The organism is Mesorhizobium kowhaii (assembly GCF_042431665.1).
Lineage (GTDB): Bacteria > Pseudomonadota > Alphaproteobacteria > Rhizobiales > Rhizobiaceae > Mesorhizobium > Mesorhizobium kowhaii.
In genome coordinates, this window is record NZ_JBHLYT010000032.1 from 78,561 (window position 1) to 99,087 (window position 20,527).

At 63.4% G+C, this 20,527-nt stretch carries 17 protein-coding genes; 5 read left to right on the forward strand and 12 right to left on the reverse strand.

Annotated features, from left to right (window positions below; all coding sequences use genetic code 11):
- Window positions 1–242: 242 nt before the first annotated feature.
- Genes ACFFNA_RS19340 through ACFFNA_RS19350 form a run of 3 tightly spaced genes read right to left on the reverse strand, consistent with a single transcriptional unit; the run spans window position 243 to window position 7,989 of the window.
- On the reverse strand, window positions 243–3,521 hold the full coding sequence (locus tag ACFFNA_RS19340; RefSeq protein ID WP_378920772.1) for an efflux RND transporter permease subunit: 3,279 nt from the start codon (window positions 3,519–3,521) through the stop codon (window positions 243–245).
- Window positions 3,518–6,631 carry an MdtB/MuxB family multidrug efflux RND transporter permease subunit gene (locus ACFFNA_RS19345; protein WP_378920774.1) on the reverse strand — a complete coding sequence of 1,038 codons (3,114 nt, stop codon included), beginning with the start codon at window positions 6,629–6,631 and terminating at the stop codon, window positions 3,518–3,520. Before ACFFNA_RS19345 ends, ACFFNA_RS19340 begins: the two co-directional genes overlap by 4 nt.
- The gene (locus ACFFNA_RS19350; protein WP_378920776.1) at window positions 6,628–7,989 is read right to left on the reverse strand and encodes an efflux RND transporter periplasmic adaptor subunit; all 1,362 of its coding nucleotides are present in this window, start codon (window positions 7,987–7,989) and stop codon (window positions 6,628–6,630) included. Before ACFFNA_RS19350 ends, ACFFNA_RS19345 begins: the two co-directional genes overlap by 4 nt.
- 71 nt (window positions 7,990–8,060) lie before the next feature.
- Here ACFFNA_RS19350 and ACFFNA_RS19355 point away from each other — a divergent pair, with 71 nt between their 5' ends.
- Window positions 8,061–8,555, forward strand: a complete 495-nt coding sequence (locus ACFFNA_RS19355; protein ID WP_378920778.1) for a hypothetical protein — start codon at window positions 8,061–8,063, stop codon at window positions 8,553–8,555.
- Between the two features lie 235 nt (window positions 8,556–8,790).
- On the opposite strand, the gene ACFFNA_RS19360 is transcribed toward ACFFNA_RS19355, so the two are convergent.
- From ACFFNA_RS19360 to ACFFNA_RS19400, 9 genes are all read right to left on the reverse strand, one after another.
- The gene (locus ACFFNA_RS19360; protein ID WP_111542702.1) at window positions 8,791–9,591 is read right to left on the reverse strand and encodes an endonuclease/exonuclease/phosphatase family protein; all 801 of its coding nucleotides are present in this window, start codon (window positions 9,589–9,591) and stop codon (window positions 8,791–8,793) included.
- 111 nt (window positions 9,592–9,702) lie between these two features.
- Complete coding sequence (locus ACFFNA_RS19365) at window positions 9,703–11,166, reverse strand: phospholipase D-like domain-containing protein (RefSeq protein ID WP_111542703.1); 1,464 nt, start codon at window positions 11,164–11,166, stop codon at window positions 9,703–9,705.
- Window positions 11,167–11,255: 89 nt separating this feature from the next.
- The gene (locus ACFFNA_RS19370; RefSeq protein ID WP_378920781.1) at window positions 11,256–12,068 is read right to left on the reverse strand and encodes a 3-methyl-2-oxobutanoate hydroxymethyltransferase; all 813 of its coding nucleotides are present in this window, start codon (window positions 12,066–12,068) and stop codon (window positions 11,256–11,258) included.
- Between the two features lie 8 nt (window positions 12,069–12,076).
- The gene (locus ACFFNA_RS19375; protein WP_378920782.1) at window positions 12,077–12,859 is read right to left on the reverse strand and encodes a TIM barrel protein; all 783 of its coding nucleotides are present in this window, start codon (window positions 12,857–12,859) and stop codon (window positions 12,077–12,079) included.
- Between the two features lies 1 nt (window position 12,860).
- A complete protein-coding gene (locus ACFFNA_RS19380) occupies window positions 12,861–13,172 on the reverse strand; it encodes a MocE family 2Fe-2S type ferredoxin (protein ID WP_378920784.1) in 312 nt (103 codons plus the stop codon).
- 114 nt (window positions 13,173–13,286) lie between these two features.
- A complete protein-coding gene (locus tag ACFFNA_RS19385) occupies window positions 13,287–14,111 on the reverse strand; it encodes an ATP-binding cassette domain-containing protein (RefSeq protein ID WP_111542707.1) in 825 nt (274 codons plus the stop codon).
- Entirely contained in the window at window positions 14,108–15,112 is a 1,005-nt protein-coding gene (locus tag ACFFNA_RS19390) for an ABC transporter permease (RefSeq protein ID WP_111542708.1), read from the reverse strand. The genes ACFFNA_RS19385 and ACFFNA_RS19390 overlap by 4 nt, the downstream gene beginning before the upstream one ends.
- A 181-nt stretch (window positions 15,113–15,293) precedes the next feature.
- Window positions 15,294–16,274 carry a sugar ABC transporter substrate-binding protein gene (locus tag ACFFNA_RS19395; protein WP_378920787.1) on the reverse strand — a complete coding sequence of 327 codons (981 nt, stop codon included), beginning with the start codon at window positions 16,272–16,274 and terminating at the stop codon, window positions 15,294–15,296.
- A gap of 135 nt (window positions 16,275–16,409) precedes the next feature.
- Entirely contained in the window at window positions 16,410–17,417 is a 1,008-nt protein-coding gene (locus ACFFNA_RS19400) for a sterol desaturase family protein (protein ID WP_378920789.1), read from the reverse strand.
- Between the two features lie 273 nt (window positions 17,418–17,690).
- On the opposite strand from ACFFNA_RS19400, the gene ACFFNA_RS19405 reads away from it, so the two are divergent.
- The 4 genes from ACFFNA_RS19405 (at window position 17,691) to ACFFNA_RS19420 (ending at window position 20,376) form a co-directional block, all read left to right on the forward strand.
- Entirely contained in the window at window positions 17,691–18,728 is a 1,038-nt protein-coding gene (locus ACFFNA_RS19405) for a LacI family DNA-binding transcriptional regulator (protein ID WP_378920791.1), read from the forward strand.
- Between the two features lie 364 nt (window positions 18,729–19,092).
- Window positions 19,093–19,290: a hypothetical protein gene (locus ACFFNA_RS19410; protein WP_378920793.1), complete on the forward strand. Its 198-nt coding sequence runs from the start codon at window positions 19,093–19,095 to the stop codon at window positions 19,288–19,290.
- Window positions 19,291–19,467: 177 nt separating this feature from the next.
- Window positions 19,468–19,590, forward strand: coding sequence for a hypothetical protein (locus ACFFNA_RS19415; protein ID WP_378920795.1), 123 nt, complete (start codon window positions 19,468–19,470; stop codon window positions 19,588–19,590).
- 366 nt (window positions 19,591–19,956) lie between these two features.
- Window positions 19,957–20,376 carry a helix-turn-helix domain-containing protein gene (locus ACFFNA_RS19420; RefSeq protein WP_378920797.1) on the forward strand — a complete coding sequence of 140 codons (420 nt, stop codon included), beginning with the start codon at window positions 19,957–19,959 and terminating at the stop codon, window positions 20,374–20,376.
- Window positions 20,377–20,527 lie beyond the last annotated feature (151 nt).

The following is a 20,527-nucleotide window of genomic DNA, read 5'->3' on the forward strand; positions in this document are numbered from 1 at the left end:
GCTAACTATTTGCTATAGCTTGGAAAACCCCTCCCGATAATAGTCAGCCCGGCGGCCGCCCGTTGAATTGACGCTCACAAAAGCCGCGCATAGTTTCCGCGTCGTCCGAGCGGCGGGGACTGCCCTTCCGGACATGAGTTCGAAAACAACCTTGAATTGACGAGCGACGGGACATCGCGCGGCGGCGAAGCTTTGCCGCGTTCACCCTCGAAATACGAGTGACTGAGCATGTCCTGCCCATCTCATTCTCCCGGTTGTGCACCTGGCTGCCAGGGGCGCCGCGCCTGCGACCGCAGCCTCTGGCACCAGCGGCCGAAGCGGTCGACATAGATGTAGATGACCGGCGTCGTGTAGAGGGTCAGGATCTGGCTCAGGATCAGGCCGCCGACGATGGCGATGCCGAGCGGCTGGCGCAGTTCGCTGCCTTCGCCAAGGCCGATGGCGAGCGGCACGGCGCCGAACAGCGCCGCCATGGTCGTCATCATGATCGGACGAAAGCGCAGCAGGCACGCCTGGTAGATGGCGTCATGCGCCGACTTGTTCTCGTTGCGCTCGGCGGCCAGCGCGAAGTCGATCATCATGATCGCATTCTTCTTGACGATGCCGATCAGGAGGATGATGCCGATCAGCGCCATGATGCTGAACTCGATGCCGAAGGCCGACAGGGCCAGCAGCGCGCCGACGCCGGCCGAGGGCAGAGTGGAGAGAATGGTCAGCGGGTGGGTGTAGCTCTCGTAGAGGATGCCAAGCACGACATAGACGGCGATGAGCGCGGCAAGGATGAGCAGCGGCTGGTCGGAAAGCGAATCCTGGAACACCCGGGCCGTGCCCTGGAAACTGCCATGGATGGTGGCCGGCATGCCGATGCGGTCCGCCGCCGCGTTGATGGCCGCGACCCCATCGCTGAGGGCGACGCCCGGCGCGAGGTTGAACGACAGCGTGGTGGCGACGAACAGGCCCTGGTGGTTGACCGAAAGCGGCGTGCTGCCGGGGCCATAGGTCGCGACTGCCGACAACGGCACCATCATCTCGGCACCGGTGCTGACGGCCGATCCGGTCGAGGCGGCGGTCTTGCCGGTGCTGGTGATGGAATTGGTCGCCTGGTTGCGCGCGGCATCCGTCGCGGCCGCCGTGGTGCTGCTGGACTGGCCCGGCGCGACGAATGTGCCGGCAACCGCATTGCTCGCCTGCGAACCATGCACCGATCCGCCCGACGTGCTGACATAGACTTGGCTCAGCGCTTCGGGGTTCTGCCAGTACTGCGGCGCGACCTCCATGATCACGTGGTACTGGTTGCGCGCCACATAGATGGTGGAAACCTGGCGCTGGCCGAAGGCATCGTAGAGCGTGTTGTCGATCTGGCTGACGGTGATGCCGAGGCGCGTCGCGGTATCGCGATCGATGGCGATATCCGCCTCCAGGCCCTTGTTCTGCTGGTCGCTGTTGACGTCGGTCAGCTTCGGCTCGGTCTGCAATGCCGCCGCGAGTTTGGGCGCCCATTGCGCGAGCTCGTCGAAACTGTCGCCTTGCAGCGTGTACTGGTACTGAGCGTTCGACTGACGCCCGCCGACGCGGATGTCCTGCACCGCCTGCAGGAAGAGGGTGGCGCCGGGCACCACTGCAAGTTCGCGCCGCAGCCGGGCGATCACCTGGTCGGCGGAAACCTTGCGCTCGGCCTTAAGCGACACGAACATCGAGCCGGAATTGGTCTGGCCGCCGCCAGTGAAGCCGACAGCGGCATCGACGGCCGGGTCCTTGCTGACGATGCCGGCGAACTGGCTGAGCTTCTGCGACATCAGCTGGAAGGAGGTCGCCTGGTCGGCCTGGATCGAGCCGACAAGCCGGCCGGTATCCTGCTGCGGGAAGAACCCTTTGGGGATGGTGACATAGAGGTAGCCGTTGAGGCAGAGCGTCGCCGCAAGCACCGCCATGATCAGCAGCGGATGCTCCAGCGCCCAGGAGAGCGACCGGCGATAGCCGCCCAGCATGGCGTCGAAGACGCGCTCGCTGAGCCGGTAGAGCCGGCCATGCGCGCGGCCTCGCTCGCTGCGCAGCAGGATCGAGCACATCATCGGGGTGGTGGTCAGCGAAATGACGAGCGAGACCAGGATGGCGGCCGAAAGCGTGATGGCGAACTCGCGGAACAGCCGGCCGATGATGCCGCCCATGAGCAGGATGGGGATGAACACGGCAATCAGCGAAAGGCTCATCGACAGCACGGTGAAGCCGACTTCCTGCGCCCCCTTGATCGCCGCCTCCAGGCGGCCCATGCCGGAAGCGGCGTGGCGGGAGATGTTCTCGAGTACGACTATGGCGTCATCGACGACGAAGCCGGTGGCCACCGTCAGCGCCATCAGCGACAGATTGTCGATGCTGAAGCCGAGCAGGTACATAGCGCCCAGCGTACCGACCAGCGACACCGGCACGGCCACGATCGGCACCAGGGCCGAGCGCACATCACGCAGGAAGGCGAAGACGACCAGGATCACCAGGCCGATGGCGATCATCAGCGTCTGCGCGACTTCCCGCAGCGAAGCCCGGATGGTGGTCGAGCGGTCGACCGCCAGCGACAGATCTATGGCCGGCGAGATCGAGGCGCGCAGCGACGGCATAAGCGCCTTCACGCGGTCCACCGTCGCGATGATGTTGGCGTTGGGCGATCGGTTGAGGATGATCAGCACCCCCGGCTTGCCATTGGCGAGACCGGCATTGCGGATGTTCTCGACGGAATCGTTGACCTGGCCAACGTCGGAAAGCCGCACCGGCGCGCCGTTGCGATAGGCCACCACCAGCGAGCGATAGGCGTCCGCATGGTTGGCCTGGTCGTTGGCGTAGATCTGATAGCGCTGCGGGCCGACGTCGATGGCGCCCTTCGGACTGTGAGCATTGGCCGAGGCGAGGGCCGCGCGCACGTCCTCCAGCCCGATGCCGTAGTTGTAGAGCGCCTGCGGATTGAGCTCGACGCGCACCGCCGGCAGCGAACTGCCGCCCACCGACACCTCGCCGACGCCGTCGACCTGCGAGAGTTTTTGCGCCAGCACGGTGCTGGCGGCATCGTAGAGCTGCCCCTTGGACAGAGTGTCGGAGGTGAGGGTCAGAATGAGGATCGGCGCGTCGGCCGGATTGACCTTGCGATAAGTGGGGTTCGAATGCAGGCTGGACGGTAGGTCGGCGCGCGCCGCGTTGATCGCCGCCTGGACGTCGCGCGCGGCGCCGTCGATGTCGCGGTCGAGGCCGAACTGCAAAGTGACGCGCGCGCTGCCGACGCTGCTCGACGAGGTCATTTCGGTGACGTCGGCGATCTCGCCGAGATGCCGTTCGAGCGGGCTGGCGACCGTGTTTGCCACGACCTGCGGGCTGGCGCCCGGCAGCGATGCCCGCACCGAGATCACGGGGTAGTCGACCTCGGGCAGCGGCGCCACCGGCAATTGCGGAAACGCCACCAGTCCGGCCGCCAGCAGGCCGAAGGTCAGCAAGGTCGTTGCGACCGGGCGCCGGATGAAGGGAACCGACAGGTTCATGACGCGGTGTCCGCACCATACGCACGGGGAGGATCGGGCTGGATGCCTTGCAGCCGGGTGGCAAGGCGATCGAACCAGAGATAGATGACCGGCGTGGTGAACAGCGTCAGCAACTGGCTGACGAGCAGGCCGCCGACGATGGTGACGCCGAGGGGATGGCGCAGTTCCGAGCCGACGCCGGTGCCGAGCATCAGCGGCAGCGCGCCTAGCATCGCCGCCAGCGTCGTCATGAGGATCGGTCGGAAGCGCAGCAGGCAGGCCTGGTAGATGGCCTCGCGCGGCGCCTTGCCTTCGTTGCGCTGCGCATCGAGCGCGAAGTCGATCATCATGATGGCGTTCTTCTTGACCACGCCGATCAAGAGGATGATGCCGATGATCGAGATGATGGTCAGGTCCTCGCCGGCGATCATCAGCGCGAGCAGCGCGCCGATGCCGGCCGAAGGCAGTGTCGACAGGATGGTGATCGGGTGGATGAAGCTCTCATAGAGCACGCCGAGCACGATGTAGACGGTGATCACCGCCGCCAGGATCAGGAACAGCGTGTTGTCGAGCGAAGCCTGGAAGGCGCGCGCCGCTCCCTGGAAATTGGTGATGACGCTGAGCGGCATGCCGATCTCGCTTTGCGCCTGCTGGATCGCGGTGACGGCTTCGCCAAGCGACACGCCGGGCGCCAGGTTGAACGAGACGGTGGTGGCCGGGAATTGCCCCATATGGGTGATCTGCAGCGGTGCCGTGGCGACGTGGGTGCTGGCGACCACGGCCAGCGGCACCGGACTGCCGCCGGTCGATGACGGCAGGTAGACGGAGGACAGCGCGCGCAGCGAATCCTGCAAGGAGGGATCTGCTTCGAGAATGACCCGGTACTGGCTCGATGTGGTGAAGATGGTCGAGACGATGCGCTGGCCGAAGGCGTCGTAGAGCGCGTTGTCGATCGTCGCCGGCGTGATGCCGAAGCGCGCCGCCTGGTCGCGGTCGATGTCGACGAAGACGGCGAGGCCGGCATCCGTCAGGTCGCTGGCGACGTCGGCGATCTGCGGCAGCGTGTTCAATCTGGCCAGCAGCTTCGGCGTCCATAGCGTCAGTTCGTCCGGATTGGCGTCCTGCAGCACGAATTGATACTGCGTGCGGCTGACCGTGCCGTCGATGGTCAGGTCCTGCACCGGCTGCATGAAGAGGGTGACGCCGGCCGTGGCGGCGGTCGCCTGCTTCAGCCTTGCTATGACTTGCGTGATATCGGCGGTGCGCTCTTCATGCGGCTTGAGGTTGATCAGGATGCGGCCGACATTGAGCGTGGTGTTGGTGCCGTCGACGCCGATGAAGGACGACAGGCTGTCGACATCGGGGTCTTTCAGGATGACCGCCGCCAGGGCTTGCTGGCGCTCGGCCATCGAGGCGTAGGACACCGATTGCGGCGCCTCGGTGATGGCCTGGATGACGCCGGTGTCCTGCACCGGGAAGAAACCCTTGGGGATGACCACGTAGAGTGCCGCCGTCAGCACCAGCGTGGCCGCCGCCACCAGCAGCATCAGCGTCTGCCGGTCGAGCACCCAGGTCAGCGCGCGGCCGTAACCCCTGATCACCCAGTCGAAGAAGTCGCGGCTGGCGCGCTGCAGGGCGTTCTCGCGCACCGCCGACAATGGCTTGAGCAGCTTGGCGCAGGCCATCGGCACCAGCGTCAGCGACACCACGGCGGAAATCAGGATGGTGGTGGCGAGCGTGATGGAAAATTCGCGGAACAGCCTGCCGACGACATCGCCCATGAACAGCAGCGGGATCAGCACCGCGATCAGCGAAACGGTCAGCGATATGATGGTGAAGCCGATCTGCTGCGACCCCTTCAGCGCTGCCTGCAGCGGTGTCGCACCCTCCTCGACATAGCGCGCGATGTTCTCGATGACGACGATGGCGTCATCGACCACGAAGCCGGTGGCGATGGTCAGCGCCATCAGCGAGAGATTGTCGAGGCTGAAGCCGAACAGATACATCACCCCCAGCGTGCCGACCAGCGACAAGGGCACCGAGAGACTCGGGATGAGCGTCGCACGGGCGCTGCGCAAGAAGACGAAAATGACCAGCACGACGAGGATGATCGCGAGCGTCAGTTCGTATTCGACGTCGCGCACGGAAGCTCGGATGGTCGTGGTGCGGTCGGTCAGCACCTTGACGTCGATAGTGCTCGGCAGCGAGGCCTGCAGTTGCGGCAGCAGCGCCTTGATGCGGTCGACCACCTCGATGACGTTGGCGCCGGGCTGGCGCTGGATGTTGACGATGATCGCCGGCGTGCTGTTCATCCAGGCCGCCAGCCTGTTGTTCTCGGTGGCGTCGACCACTGTCGCCACATCGCTCAGCCGCACCGGGGCGCCGTCCTTGTAGGCGACGATCAGCGAACGGTATTCGTCGGCACTTTTCAGCTGGTCGTTGGCGTTGATTGTGTAGGCCCGCGACGGCCCGTCGAAATTGCCTTTCGGCGTGTCGTTGGCGCTGCCCAGCGTGGTGCGCAGATCGTCGAGATTGAGGCCATAGGCGGCGAGCTTGCGCGGATTGGCCTGGACGCGCACGGCCGGGCGCTGGCCGCCGCTGAGGCTGACCAGACCGACGCCCGCCAGCTGCGAGATCTTCTGCGCCAGCCTTGTGTCGGCGAGCTGCTGCACATCGCGCAGCGGCATCGTGTCCGATGTCAGGCCGAGCGTCAGCACCGGCGCGTCGGCCGGATTGACCTTGGCGTAGATCGGCGGTGCCGGCAGGTCGGCCGGCAGCAGATTGCCGGCGGCGTTGATGGCCGCCTGCACCTCCTGCTCGGCGACATCGAGCGAGATCGCCAGGCTGAACTGCAGCGTGATGACGGAGGAACCGGCCGAACTGACCGAGTTCATCTGGTTCAGGTTGGCGATCTGCCCGAGCTGGACCTCCAAAGGTGCTGTGACCGAGGACGTCATGACGTCCGGGCTCGCTCCCGGATAGAAGGTCTGTACCTGGATGGTCGGATAGTCGACCTCGGGCAGCGCCGAGACCGGCAAATAGCGGTAAGCCAGCAGGCCGGACAGCATGATCGCAACCATGAACAGCGATGTCGCCACCGGCCGGAGAACGAAGGCTCGCGACGGGCTCATTGCTGCTGCCCGGACTCCGCGTGACGGTGCTTGCGGCCCTGGCCCTTGTGCCTGGACGTATCGTCCGGTTTCGACGCATCCGATGCGGGCTGCCCCGACGACTGCGCTTGTGATGGTGGCGCTGTCCCTGCCGGTGCAGGGGTTGATGCCTGCGGGGGTGTCTGTGCCGGAGCCTGTGTTTGGCCGTCCTGTTGCAGGTTGATATGCGCTCTGTCGCGAAGCTTGTCGGCGCCATCGGTCACGACGCGGTCGCCCGGGTTGAGGCCCGACAGGATCTCGACGTGCTCGCCATTGGTGACACCAAGCGTGACCTTGCGCACGGACACGGTGCTGTCGGGATTGACCAGATAAACGAAGGTGCCGGGCTGGCCGCGCTGTATCGAGGCGACCGGGGCGATCGCCACGTCCTTGTGCTCGTCCACCAGCAGCTCGACGTTGACGAACTGGTTCGGATAGAGAATGCGCGTTTCGTTGGCGAAGCCCGCCCTGATCTTGATGGTGCCGGTGCTCGGGTCGATCTGGCTGTCGAAGGTTTCAAGCTGGCCGTCGGCGAGCTTCTTGTTGCCGGCGCGGTCGAAGGCGGTGGTGGGCAGCGTGGCGCCCTGCTGCATGCGCTGCGCGATCTCCGGCAATTCGTCCTCGGGCACGGTGAAGAGGACACTGATCGGCTGCACCCGGGTGATCACGACGATGCCATTGGCGTCGCCCGGCGTCACGTAATTGCCCTCATCGACCTGGCGCAGGCCGGCACGGCCGTCGACCGGGGCCAGGATGCGGCAATTGTCGAGATTGAGAGTGGCGGTCTGAACCATGGCCTGGTCGACCTGGATGGAGCCGGCGTCCTGTGCGACCAGGGAGACCTGCGCGTCGAGCGTCTGGTGTGTCGCCGCGCCCTGGGCCACCAGCGTCTGGTCGCGTGCAAGGTCGAGCTGGGCGTCCTTCAGCATCGCCTGGTCGCGCGCCAGCTGGCCCTGGGCCTGGGCCAGCGCCGCCTGGTAGGGCCGCGGATCGATCTCAGCCAACAGGTCGCCCTTGCTGACGTCCTGACCCTCCCTGAAGTTCACCTGGACGAGCGGACCGGTGACCTGTGGCTTGACCGTGACCGTGGAGAGCGAGGTCACCGTGCCAAGGGCGTTGAGGGTGACGTCTATCGTACCCTTCTCGATCGTGGCGGCGCCGATCGACATCGGCTGCGCGTCTCTCCTGTTGCCCGGCTGCCTGGCGGTGACCTGCGGACGCTGGTAGAGATACGCGCCTGTGGCGGCGACGACGGCGAGGAAGATCAGCCAGGGGATCCAGCCGTGCGAACGGCGCTGCGCGACAATCGTCTGCGGGGGCATTTCCAACTGCTGGTCCATGGCGGCATCTTTCACCCCCATCAACCAATATGGCCGAAACCGGCCCAAGTCGAATTAACAGTTGGACAGGTTTGACCGGCCTTGCCGGGCCGTCATTCGCCTTGTTCGCTGCGTCAGACTCCTGCGCCGATGCCTGGCAGGCGTCGCACATCACCGATATCGAATGGCAACGTTCGTCAGCTAATCATCGGTTGATAAGGCAAAACGAAACCGGCCGGCTTCTGCCGACCGGTTTGTTCCGGGCGAGATCAGCCGCAGACGCGGACTTCCTCGATCACCCTGTGGTGGTGGCGCCAGTGCTTGACCAGTTCGATATGGCAGCGATGATGCCGATGGTGGCGGCGATACTCGCCACCCTGGTAGTCACCGAACTGCACGCCGTCGTTCTGGTCGTCACCATACTGGTTGTCGTCATAGTGCCGGTGGTGGCGGCGATACTCGCCACCCTGGTAATCACCGAACTGCTCGTCGCCGTTCTGATCGTCACCATATTGGTTGTTATTGTTATACCGGTCATGATGGCGGCGGATGATGACCACGCCGTTGTCGGACGGATCGGCCGGTAAATACTGGTTGTTGTCGTCGGACTGGATAATCAAGCTTGCGGCTTGCGTTGGCGCAATGACTGCGGCCGTTGCGGCCAATGCCATCATGGAAACCAATAGTAACCTTCTCATGTTTCGTCCTCCTGAGGGTCAATGCATACCAATGCGCGGAAAGACCTAGCGTTCCAATACCAATCCGTAAGCTTTTAACAACCGTGGACGCTAGGCTGACCATCGGCGGCCCGGACAATTTGCGTTACAAGCGCACGAACGCCGTCAGCGGCAGGTGATCTGAGGCAACCCGCGAAAGCGGTGTGTCATGCGCTTCGACGGCCGAGATCATGCCGTGCCGATTGGCCATGATGCGGTCGAGCGCCAGCAGCGGCAGGTTCGACGGGAAGGTCGGAACAGCGGGCGGCAGCGGGCCAAAGGTGACATGCAGCGTGTTCAGCGCGGAGCGGTTGCCGAGCCGCCATTCGTTGAGATCACCGAGCAGGAGCGTCGGCTTCTCGTCGGGGCTGTTCATGATATCGAGCACGACGCGGGCCTGCTGCGAGCGGGACCGGCGCAGCAAACCGAGATGGGCGGCGATGACGCGCAGGGTCCGGTTTCCGTCGAGATCGATTTCCGCCACCACGGCGCCGCGCGGCTCCAGCCCCGGCAGCCTGATCTGATGCACGTCGCGGACGACGCCCTTCTTGAACAGCAGGACATTGCCGTGCCAGCCATGTCCCTTGCCATTGGCTGCAATCGGCACCGGCACCAGGCCGGTTTCGTGTTCCAGGCGAGACAGGTCGAGAAGCCCGTCACGGTCGCCGAAGCGGTTGTCGGCTTCCTGCAGCGCAATCACGTCAGGATCGATTTCGCGGATGACGCGGCTGGTCCGTTCCGGATCGAACTTCCGGTCGATGCCGATACATTTGTGGACGTTGTAGGAAGCAACCAGCGTTCCGGTCGTGCCCATCCGTTTGGGCGCAGCGGCATTTGCCTTCTGCATCCTCCGGTCGCGAATGGATAAAAGCATGCTTGCCGGGAGGCTGCGTCCAGGTCTTTGCATATCCGTGCTGCTCGTCCTCGCTGGTTTCAATTCAGAACCTGGATACAGTCAAAATAGGCGTCTTCGGCGTATGTTCCATGACAGGCGAGTTCCCGAACAAGCCAACCTTGCCTAAAGATAGGGCGAGCCGAGCCAAAGGACCCGGTCGAACAGCCTGACAAGGAAGGGTCGGGCCCGCAAGGCGTCGAGCGTCACCGGCACCGCGGTGGCGAGCGCCGATCCGATCCGCGCGTCGATCTCGCTGGCAAAGCCTGCGTCGAGAATCTCGAGGTCGATCTCGAAATTCAGCCGCAGCGACCGGGCGTCAAGATTGGAAGAGCCGACATAGGCCCACACGCTGTCGATCGAAAGCAGCTTCGAATGGTCGAACGGTCCCTCCGTGCGCCAGACGCGGCAATAATGTTTCAGCACCTGATCGAACTGCGCCATCATCGCGCGGTCGACAAGGAAAAGATTGTTCACCGCCGGCACCACGATGTCGATCTCGACGCCGCGCCTTGCGGCGGTGGTCAAGGCGCTGATCAGTTCGCGGTCCGGCAGGAAATAGGGCGACATCAGGCGGATCGACTTGCGGGCGACGGAGAATGCGCCGATCAGCAGTTTGTGGTTGGTCTCGATGCTGGCGTCCGGGCCGGACGCGACCGCCCGCACCAGCATCGGCAGGCCGGGCGCCGGCGACAACGGCGCAATTTGCCAGGCATCGCCCTTCAGCGCCTCGTCGGTGACGAAGCGCCAGTCCTCGGCGGCGACCGAGAAGAGGTCGGCGACGACTGGACCGGTGACCTGGAAATGCGTGTCCCTGGCGCTGTTGGAACCGGCGAACTCGGCCGAGAAGCCCTTGCGGATGTTCATGCCGCCGGTAAAGGCGACCTTACCGTCGACGACCAGGATCTTCCTGTGGGTCCTGAGATTGGCGTAGGGCAGGCGCAGGCCCATGACGATGTTGCCGTTGAAGACATCGGCGGTGATGTTGGCGCTCTGCAGATGCCCGAGGATGCTGGGAACGGAGTAGCGGGCGCCAACGGCATCGATCAGCACGCGGACGGTTACGCCGCGCCGGACGGCGCCGGCCAGCGCCTCGACGAAGACCAGGCCCACGGCATCATTATCGAAAATATAGGTCTCGAGCAGGATGCTGCGCTCGGCGCCATCGATCGCCGCGCACATGGTGGCATAGGCCTCGTCGCCGGTTTCCAGCACCGCGATTGCGTTTCCCGGGTTGAGCGCGCGCCGCGCCACCCTGTCGCCCAGTGTTCGCAGCCCCGTGAACCGCGGTCCGTATCGCTCGACGATCAGGGCCTCTTCGGCGGCGACGTCGCGCTCATGCTTGGCGGACGCCGCATCGCCGGCAAGCGGGCGCTGCGCGCTGATCGAGGCGCGGCGGATGCGGTTGATGCCGGCAACAGCATAGATCAGCACGCCGATGATGGGCGACAGCACCATCACGCCAACCCAGCCGGTGGCAGCTCGGACATCTTCCTTGGTCATGACGACGTGGATGATGCCGACGGTCGCCATCACCACCGAGATGATCGCAAGGATTTGGGGCCAATGAGTCGCCAGAGTCTCGAACATTGCCGGGACTATCCAGCGAGCGATTGCAGAAGGCAATGCAGCCGATCATTGCCTCGTATTGAGCAGGCTGCCTGCCTCCAGGCAAATCATTAGAGGCCCAGCGACGCCTTGAAAGCAGAAAGCTCCTCGTCGGTGACGGGGACCACGTGCTGCGGCTCGGGATAGGCGCCCGTCTGCACATCGGATATGAACTCGCGATAGGCGGCGATACGCTCGCGCTGTAGACGCTCATATTCGGCGGCGAAGTTGCGGTAGGTCTTGGCGTGGCGCGGCCTGTGGCCGGCGGTGTGGCCGAGCACGTCCTCGCTGAAAAGATACTGCGCGTCGGCATGCGGCCCGGCGCCCATGCCAAGCATGATCATAGGCGTATTGCGGGTGATCAGTTCGGCAACCCGGTCGGGCACCACCTCCAACTCGGCGCCAAAGCAGCCGATGGCCTCCAGGCGCTTGACGTGATCCCACACCGCACGCGCACTCTCGGCCGTCCTGCCGACGGCCTTGAACCCGCCGGTCCAGGTGCATTGCGAGGGGATCAGGCCGACATGGGCGACGACCGGCACGGCGTTGTCGCAGAGCGCCTTCTGGGTGTCGAGGGAGGCGGCGCAGTAGAAGCAGTCGCCGCCGATACGCATGAAGTGGTAGGCGGTTTTCAGATAGTCCTCCGAGGTCACCAGATTGCCGGCGGGACCGTAGAGCAGCCCAACCTGTACGAAGCAGCGGCCGGCCGCCTCGCGCATCTCGGGCGAGAAGAAGCGGCCCTCGATCGAAAGCATGTCGACGCCGGCCGCATCCGCTGCTGCCGCCTCTTCGAGAGAGGTGACGTAAAGCATGGAAATCTTTTGTCCGCGGCTCTTCATGGCGCGGATGTCGGCAACGGTGGGACGGCTGTTCTTGGTGACCATTTCGTTCCTCAGACGGTGAAAGCTTCGCGGAAGGCCTGCAGTGCGGCCTCGGGATCACCGGAGGCAAACGCCTCCATGCCCACCGGCCCGCGGTAGCCCATATCCTTCAGCGCGCGGGCGATGCCGCGATAGTTGATCTCGCCCGTGCCGGGCTCCATTCGTCCCGGGACATCGGCCACCTGGACCTCGCCGATCCATGGCAGGCAGGCGCGGCACAGCTCGATCAAGTTCCCTTCGCCGATCTGCACATGGTAGAGATCGAGGTTGAGGCGCAGGCCGGGCCGGTTGACGCTCGACACCAGCGCAAGCGTGTCTTCGGCGCGTCCAAACGGCACGCCCGGATGGTCGACCGGAAGGTTCAAATTCTCCAGCGTGAATGTCACGCTTTCCGCCTCGGCGAGGTCTGCAATGCGGTTCAGCGTGTCGCGCGCCTTGAGCCACATGGCGCCAGTGACGGTCTCGCAAGGTGTGACCGGCAGGCCGCCATCGCCCAGCCCGGTGCCGTGCAGGTTGAGCCGCGCGACGCCGAGCCGCTTGCCGACCGCCGCCGTCTCATTGGCCGTCTTGAGCAATTCAGCGGCACCCTCGTCATCGGAGAGACGGCCGCGCAGATAGCCGTTCATGATCGAGAAGGTCGCGCCGGATTTCTCGAGCATTGCGAGGTCGTGATCGGGCCAGTTCCAGAGGCCGACCTGGAAGCCCATTTCGGTGAGGCGCCGCAAGCGCCATTCCATCGGCCGGTCGCGCCAGAGCATTTCGGCGCAAGCCGCAAGGGTGAAGGTATCGGACATGTCAGACCTCGATGTACACGCGGCCGTCCTCGACCTTCGTGTTGTAGGTTTTAAGGTTCACGCAAACCGGTGCGCGCAGCGCTTCGCCGGTCCGGTAATCGAACACGCCGTTATGCTTCGGGCATTCGATCCTGTACTCCATAACCAGCCCGTCGCTCAGATGCACCTTCTCATGCGTGCACAGTCCGTCGGTGCAGAAAAACGCATCGTCGGGGCTGCGGTAGATGGCGAATGTCCGGCCCTCGTGATCGAAGCGGATAAGGTCCTCTTCCTCGATATCATCGGTCGCACACGCATCAATCCACTTTGCCATAGTCTGCCTGCAGTCTGTTCTTCGGTTGGTCGAAAAGGCGGCCGGCGGAACCACGCGTTCCGCCGGCCGTACAGGAAGATGCCCGGGAGGAGGAGATGGGCGTCTTCACTGGGTTCACGCATGGCTTGCGCCGTGCGGCGCAGGCCTGTCGTCAGTCGCCGAGAAGCTCTCGATCTCGGCTTCGAGCTCAGCCATCTGCTCGCCGCCGGCCATCAGGTCGGTGATCGCTTCACGGCTTTTCTCGCCCTTGCGGAAGTCGGCGGCCTTGGCGCCTCTGATGAGGACGGCGAAGTGGTCGCCGACGGTCAGCGCATGGACGACATTGTGGGTGATGAAGATCACCGCGATGCCCTTGCGGCGCGCCTGCAGGACGATGCGCAGGACATGCGCCGCCTCCTTGACGCCAAGTGCCGCGGTCGGTTCGTCGAGGATCAGCACGCTGGCGCCGAAATGGACGGCGCGCGCGATCGCCAGCGCCTGACGCTCGCCCCCGGACAGTCCACCGACCAGTCGATCGCCGTCGTCGATGCGGGTGATGCCGAGCTGGCGCATCTCGGTGACGGCGATCTCGTTGGCCCGCTTGCGGTCGTAGATGGTGAGCGGTCCCCAGCGCCGTGTCGGCTCGGCGCCGACGAAAAAGGAACGGCCGATGCTCATCAGCGGGAACGTCCCGCCGAATTGGTGGACTGTCGCGATGCCATGGTCGCTGGCGTCGCGCGGGCTGTCGAAGGCGACGGCCTTGCCGTCCATTTCCATCGTGCCCGATGTCGGTTTGTGGACGCCGGAGAGGATCTTGATCAGCGTCGACTTGCCGGCGCCATTGTCGCCGAGCAGGCACAGCACCTCGCCTCTGTTGACCTCCAGCGAAATGTCATGGAGCACGTCGATCGGTCCGAACGACTTGTTGATTCCGGCCAGTCTGAGCAAGGGCGTGGTCATGAGCGGGCCCTCGATTTGCTGCGCGGCGCGTAGGTCAACGCCATGTTGCGGAAGGTGTTGTTCATCAGCACGGCGGCGAGCAGCAGGACGCCGATGATCAGGCTCGCCCAGTTGGCGTCGAAGCCGGTGTAGAAAATGCCCTGGTTAACGATGGAGAAGGTCAGCGTGCCCAGAACGATGCCGACCACCGAACCGTAGCCGCCGGTGAGCAGCACGCCGCCGATGACCACCGCAATGATCGAATTGAAGATGAACGACTGCCCGGCGGCCACCTGGGCGCTGTTGTAGAGGATCGCCTGCGACATGCCGACGAAGGCCGCGCACAGGCCGCTGCTCATGAACAGCGCGATGGTGACCCGGTCCGTCGGGATGCCGGCATTGCGGGCGCTGACCGCGTCACCGCCCATGGCCAGGATCCAGTTGCCGAAGCGCGAGAAGTTCAAGATGAAACCGACGATCAGGACGATGGCGATCCACCAGAACAGGGTCACCTGGAATTTGCCGCCGAGATAGTCGCCAAACACAAGCTTGGCGATCGGTCCGCTCTTCAGCGCGACGCTGGTGCTGCCAGACAGGATGATCGAAAGGCCGAGCGTCAGGCCGGCCAGCGCAAACAGCGTTGCCAGGGTGACGACGAAGGACGGCACTTTGGTGTGGATCACCAGGACCCCGTTGATGAAGCCGACGATGAGGCCAAGGGCGAGGGCCGCGAGGATGCCGACGATGATCGGCAGGCCGTAGTGGCCCGAGATGATGGCAATGGTCATCGAGCTGGCCGGGATCATCGACCCGACCGAGAGATCGAGGTGTCCGGCGATCATCAGCAGCCCGACCGGGAGTGCGATGATGCCGAGTTCCGAGGCGACGTTGAGCCAGCTGGCGGCGCCGCCGGCCGACATGAAATTGGCGCCGCCGAAGATCGAGAAGAAGACCAGCACGGCGATCATGCCGATCAGAGAGCCGACCTCGGGGCGCCGTACGAGGCTGCCGATCGAGGGCATCGAAGAATGCGGGGCGGGTGGTGCAGTCGCTACCACGGCGGGTTGGTCATGGGCTTGGGATGTCATCGAAGTGTCCCTGGCTTGAGCAATTGGGAGCCTGGCGCGGCTCTCGCTGGGGCGAGCCGGCCGGCGATGTTCGGCCCTCGGATGCATCCTCGGGCCAGACACTCAGCGATGGGCGTTAGCGGGCGCCGGCCGCCGCGCCACCCATTGTCGCGTCGACATTGGCGGCGTCGACGATCCCCGGTCCGGTCAGCACCGGTTTCGTAGGCAGGTCGAGCCCATAGTTGACGAAGCCGTTGAGCAGAGACACCGCAAGATAGCCCTGCAGGTAGGGCTGCTGGTCGATCGAGAACAGCTGCGTGCCGTCCTTGATGCGCTGCAGGCCGGTTTCGTCCATGTCGAACGAAGCGAGCTTGACCTTGTCGCCGACATTGGCCTGGCTGATTGCGTTGGCTGCACTGTTGGCGTCGCCGGCGCTGATGGTGATAAGGCCGTCGAGGGTGTTGTCTTTCAGCACGGCGGCCTTGATCGCCTCGGCGACCGCGGTCGGGTTGCCGAAGCTGGATGAAGGCAGCGGCAGCTGGGTGGATTTGCCGCCGTTCTTGGCGATGGCATCGGCAATACCCTTGCAGCGGTCTTCCGTGTTGGTGGAGCCCGGCAAGGTGTTGACGCACAGCACGTTCTTGGCGCCATGGTTGCCGAAATAGGCGCCGCCACCAAGACCGGCGGCGTATTCTTCGTTGCCGACATAGTTCATGGCGCCGAGCCGCTTGGCTGCATCCATGCCGCCGGAATTGTAGATGATGAGCGGCACGCCGGCAGCAACGACTTCCTTGAAGGCGTCATCCATGGCCTCGGGCACCCAGTCGGGACCGACGATGGCGCTCGGCTTCTGGCTGAGCGCGGTGCGGATCAGCTTGGCGGCGTCCGGGCCGAGATTGTCGTAGTTCTGCGGACCGAGCCAGGTCACCGAGCCGCCCGTCAGTTCGGCGACCTTGCCGGCATCGTCGGCGCCCTTCTTGACCTTCGACCAGAACGGGTCGTCCGCCTTGCCGCCGATGACGAAGATTTTTGCCCCATCGGCCATTGCGGATGTGGCCGATGTCGCCGCCACGCCCGCAAGCATGATCGCCGCCAAGAGTTTTGTGATACGCTTCATTTTCGTCTCCTCCCATTTGCCGTCTTCAGACGGGTTTAGAAAAACTTTGACCTCTCCTGCGCGCCTCTCTCCCAGTTGCGCGCCGCGTCACGTGATCGATGGCTCGCCGGGTCACGCCCTGGGCGTGACCCGGGGTTACGCCCTGGCGTTCATGCGCTCTTTCTTTTTCTGGAACCGGGCGTCCATCAGGGCGTCGCCCTCCTTGGTGCCGTCGTGCAAGGTGCCGAACCACTTATCGAGCGGGATCAGCCCGTCGCCGCCGTAGTTCACCTCGAAATATTTGTGGTGCAGGTAGTGCGCGTAGGCGTGGCTATCGACGGCCCTGTCCTCGGTCACTTCGAGCTTGTCGAAGCCGAGATGACCATTGACGGCGCCGAAGCCGGCGACATGCAGCTGGAACAGCGCGACGATCGGATTGGACGGGATGACCAGGTGCCAGAAGGCGACCGCGTGATAGAGGAACCCTTCCACCGGATGCATCGACAGCGACGACCACGGCGAGGGGTTGATCGAGTTGTGGTGGACCGAGTGGATCCAGCGATAGAGCGGCCCCCAATGGATCAGGCGGTGGATGAAGAAGAAATGCACCTCGTGGATGGCCGGCGCGATCAGCACCAGCGCCGCGAGATAGACCGGGTGATCCTGCCAGCCGACCCACGGCACATAGCCCTTGGCAAAGCACCACAGGAAAATGACTTCGACCACGGTCCACAACGGGATGGTGATGAAGAACGAACGCAGGAAATTGTCGAGGTTCTGGCTCTGGAACCAGAAGACATCCGACGGCGCATCGCCAGGGAATTTGTGGTTGTATTTGAACCGCGTCGCCTGGGCGCGCCTGATGTAATAGCGCAGCTCGAAGATGCCGTAGAAGACCAGGATCGCCGCGGCGTTGACGGCGTAGAGCCACAGCGCCCAGCCCCAGCTGATGGTCTTCATCGTCTCGACGCTGGGGACGACATAGAACCAGTAGATCAGCGCCGTGGCCATGTGGAAGGCGTTCCATGGCCAGATATAGCCAGGCAGCCACGCCAGGATCTTCGGCAGCCTCGGTGGCCAGCTCCAGAACGGCACGGCCTCGATGCGCCCGTTCGGCTTCCAGTCGCCGCGCTTGTCGCGCATGCCGTATTTGAGGTCGTCCATGCAAATCCTCCACCCGCAGTGCCTGGGATGGCTCGCACGCGCGCGCTGCCTCACACCGCCGTTGGGCGGAGGGTCAGAACCTTGTCTGCGCTGTGCTGCTGCTATCCCTGGGCTGGCGGTGCTTGCGCCTTCTTTGCTTCTGCCCGAGATAAACATCTTGATCCAAAATGAATCAAGAATAGAATGTTTATTCCAAAAGGATTGTATCATTCGTCTCAGGGCTGCCTGGCGAATGATATCTTCGTATCAATTGCTACAGGCTGATGAGACGAAATGGATCAGAGCAAGCGGCCGACGATCAAGGATGTTGCTGCCGAGGCCAATGTTTCGGTGGCCACCGTCAACCGGGTGCTGAGCGGCTCTGGCGCCGTGCGCCAGGGCACACGCGAGCGCGTCAGGCTGGCGGCGGAGCAGATCGGTTTCTATGGCATGGGCGCGCTGCGCAGCCGCATAGCGGCCGCCCGGCCGCGCTACCGGTTCGGCTTCCTGCTGCATCAGCCCGGCCGCGCCTTCTACCGCAACATCGCCGAGGCGATACGTGCGGTGGCGCCGACGATGCCTGACTGCGAGATCGAACTGCGCACCGAGTTTCTCGACGATCTGTCGCCGCAGAACGTTGCCTCGCGCATGCTGGCCTTGGGCGCCGAATGCGACGCCGTCGGCATCGTCGCCGCGGTCCATCCGCTGGTGACGCAAGCGGTGGATACGCTCAATGACCGCAACGTGCCGGTGTTTGCGCTGATCTCGCAGATCTCGGCGACGGGTCACGTGCGCTATATCGGGCTCGACAACTGGAAGGTCGGACGCACGGCGGCCTGGGTGTTCGAGCATGTCTGCCGGGCGCCCGGCAAGCTCGGCATCCTGGTCGGCAATCATCGCTACCGCTGCCAGGAAATGAACGAAAGCGGCTTCCGTTCCTATTTCCGCGAACACGCGCCGGGCTTCACGCTGCTGGAGCCGCTGCTGACCTTCGAATCGAGCGCCATCGCGCAGGAGATGACCGAAAAGCTGCTGAATGAAAATCCGGATCTGTCCGGCCTCTATGTTGCCGGCGGCGGCATCACCGGCGCCATTGCGGCGCTGCGCTCTACCGGGCGAGCGGGCAGCCTGGTCGTCGTCGGCTATGAACTTATGGATTCGACCCGCCCGGCGCTGCTCGACGGCACGCTGACCTTTGTCATTTCGCACCCGCTCGCCCGCATCGCGCAGGAAGCGCTGGCGGGCATGGTCCGCGCCGTCTCGGCCCCGAACGAAGGCGGCAACTTCACCACGATCCTGCCCTTCGAAATCTACACCCGAGAGAACATCTAATTCACAGCACCGCCGCATCGGTGTGCATGAGAAGGCCAATCCGAACGAAGCCAAGGGAATGTGGGAAGAGGCGGGAGACCATCACATCGCAATACCACTGTCGTAGAGGCATTCTTCTATTGTTGGCGGCACGCGGTTTAGCTGAAGAATTCCAATTTTTGGGGCAGAGTTCGAACCGATCGAGCTCCGATAGAATCCATTCCCCATCTCGATCTTTGGCGAAGCAAAGAGACTGTGTGCTCGGGTGTCGTCCTGCGCCGCTTTGATCCTCGAGGCTTCCTATGCTTGGACCCGGAGTCATTGTATATCAGCAGAAATAAAACTAACGATGTAACACTTTGATTGATGGCGAGGGGAGCGCCGGATGGTGAAATTCAACTTCGATCGGCCTCCTGTGGGTGACGCCGCCGACATGTCGGCCGAATGTCAGCGCCAATTGCTGCCTCTCCTTCGTGAAATCGTCCAGGCGGCGGTCGCGGCCGGGTGGAACGAGGAGGATGTTCTTCTGGGCTTTGTGGAACTTGCGTGGGATCTGTACGAGAAGCGTCGCAGTGATTCCTAGCAGCCTGCGGCGAACCGGCTGGCTCTGGCCGCCGATCTCGGCGGCAAAAACCAAATTGTAGGCCCGCGCAGGCTAGATGCGGCCTTCATATTAGCGTTAGTACAGAGCCGAAATGCGTGGCCGATTCATACCAAGGCCGATGAACAAAAACGCATCGATGGGGAGACCTCGCCGTCGGTGGAAAAGATGTTCTTGAAACTTCCTTCGGCAGCCATTTTTTTCTTTTTTATCTCGAACAAAAATTTTTCTTTGCGCATGGGAGTTCTTTCTTCCCTGCCCGAGGCGGGTGCGTTACGCTGATTTGGGGTTGGGCAAAAGGGGGCAAGCAGCAGGCAGAGCGGCTGAGGCGAGGCGGATGAAAAATGCGGACGAAGCTCGGGAAAGCGGCGATTCCCAGGGCGTCGGTCGGGCGCGCAGTTCGACCTGTGTTCGACATAATTCCTGAAAATGCAGACCCGAGAAGGGCCACTCCGCGGGGGAGCGCGATATACTCCGTCCGCGCCCGTGGATCGCGGAAGTTCCTCGCCAAGGAACATTCGGTGAATGTGCTCATGCTCTGCCTCAACACCATAAGTCGGCTCGACCAATCACGAATTGTTTTCTTGAGGGAACGGAGATTACGCCCTCAGGTTGATGTCCATCGGGGAGGTATCAGGAGGCCGAAAAATGCGGCGCGATGAGGATTCCCCGAGATGGATTTCCGGGACAGATACAGCGCGACAGCCGGCACTGAACGTAAAAGGTGGGCTGTCCCCTCGCAACGCACGCAGGGTGCAGGAATTCCTGAACGAGAACTTTTCGCGCAAGCTGGCGCTTGCCGATATGGCCGCGGTTTGCGAGCTTTCACCCTATCACTTTGTGCGAGCTTTCTCCAAGACGTTCGGGGCGCCGCCGCATCAATACGTTCTCGATCTGCGGCTCGACTTCGCCGAAAGGCTGCTTGCCGACAGCCGCATGACGATCGCGGAAATCGCCCATTTGAGCGGTTTTTCAAGCCAGAGCCATTTTACGACGGTGATGAAAAAAAACCGCCAGGTGACGCCATTGCAGGCGAGGGCGGGCAAGCTTAACTCGAAGATTAGATGAGATGCCGGTTGCGGCATTATTTGATTACTTGGTGTTAAAGCGTTGGCTAAGGTAACGAGCCGTTAACCTCCGTCAATTTGCTTCGCTTTTTTCTCAAGAGACAGCAATTTCCTGAAATACTACGTGCAGGAATCATGTCTTCCTGCTGCGG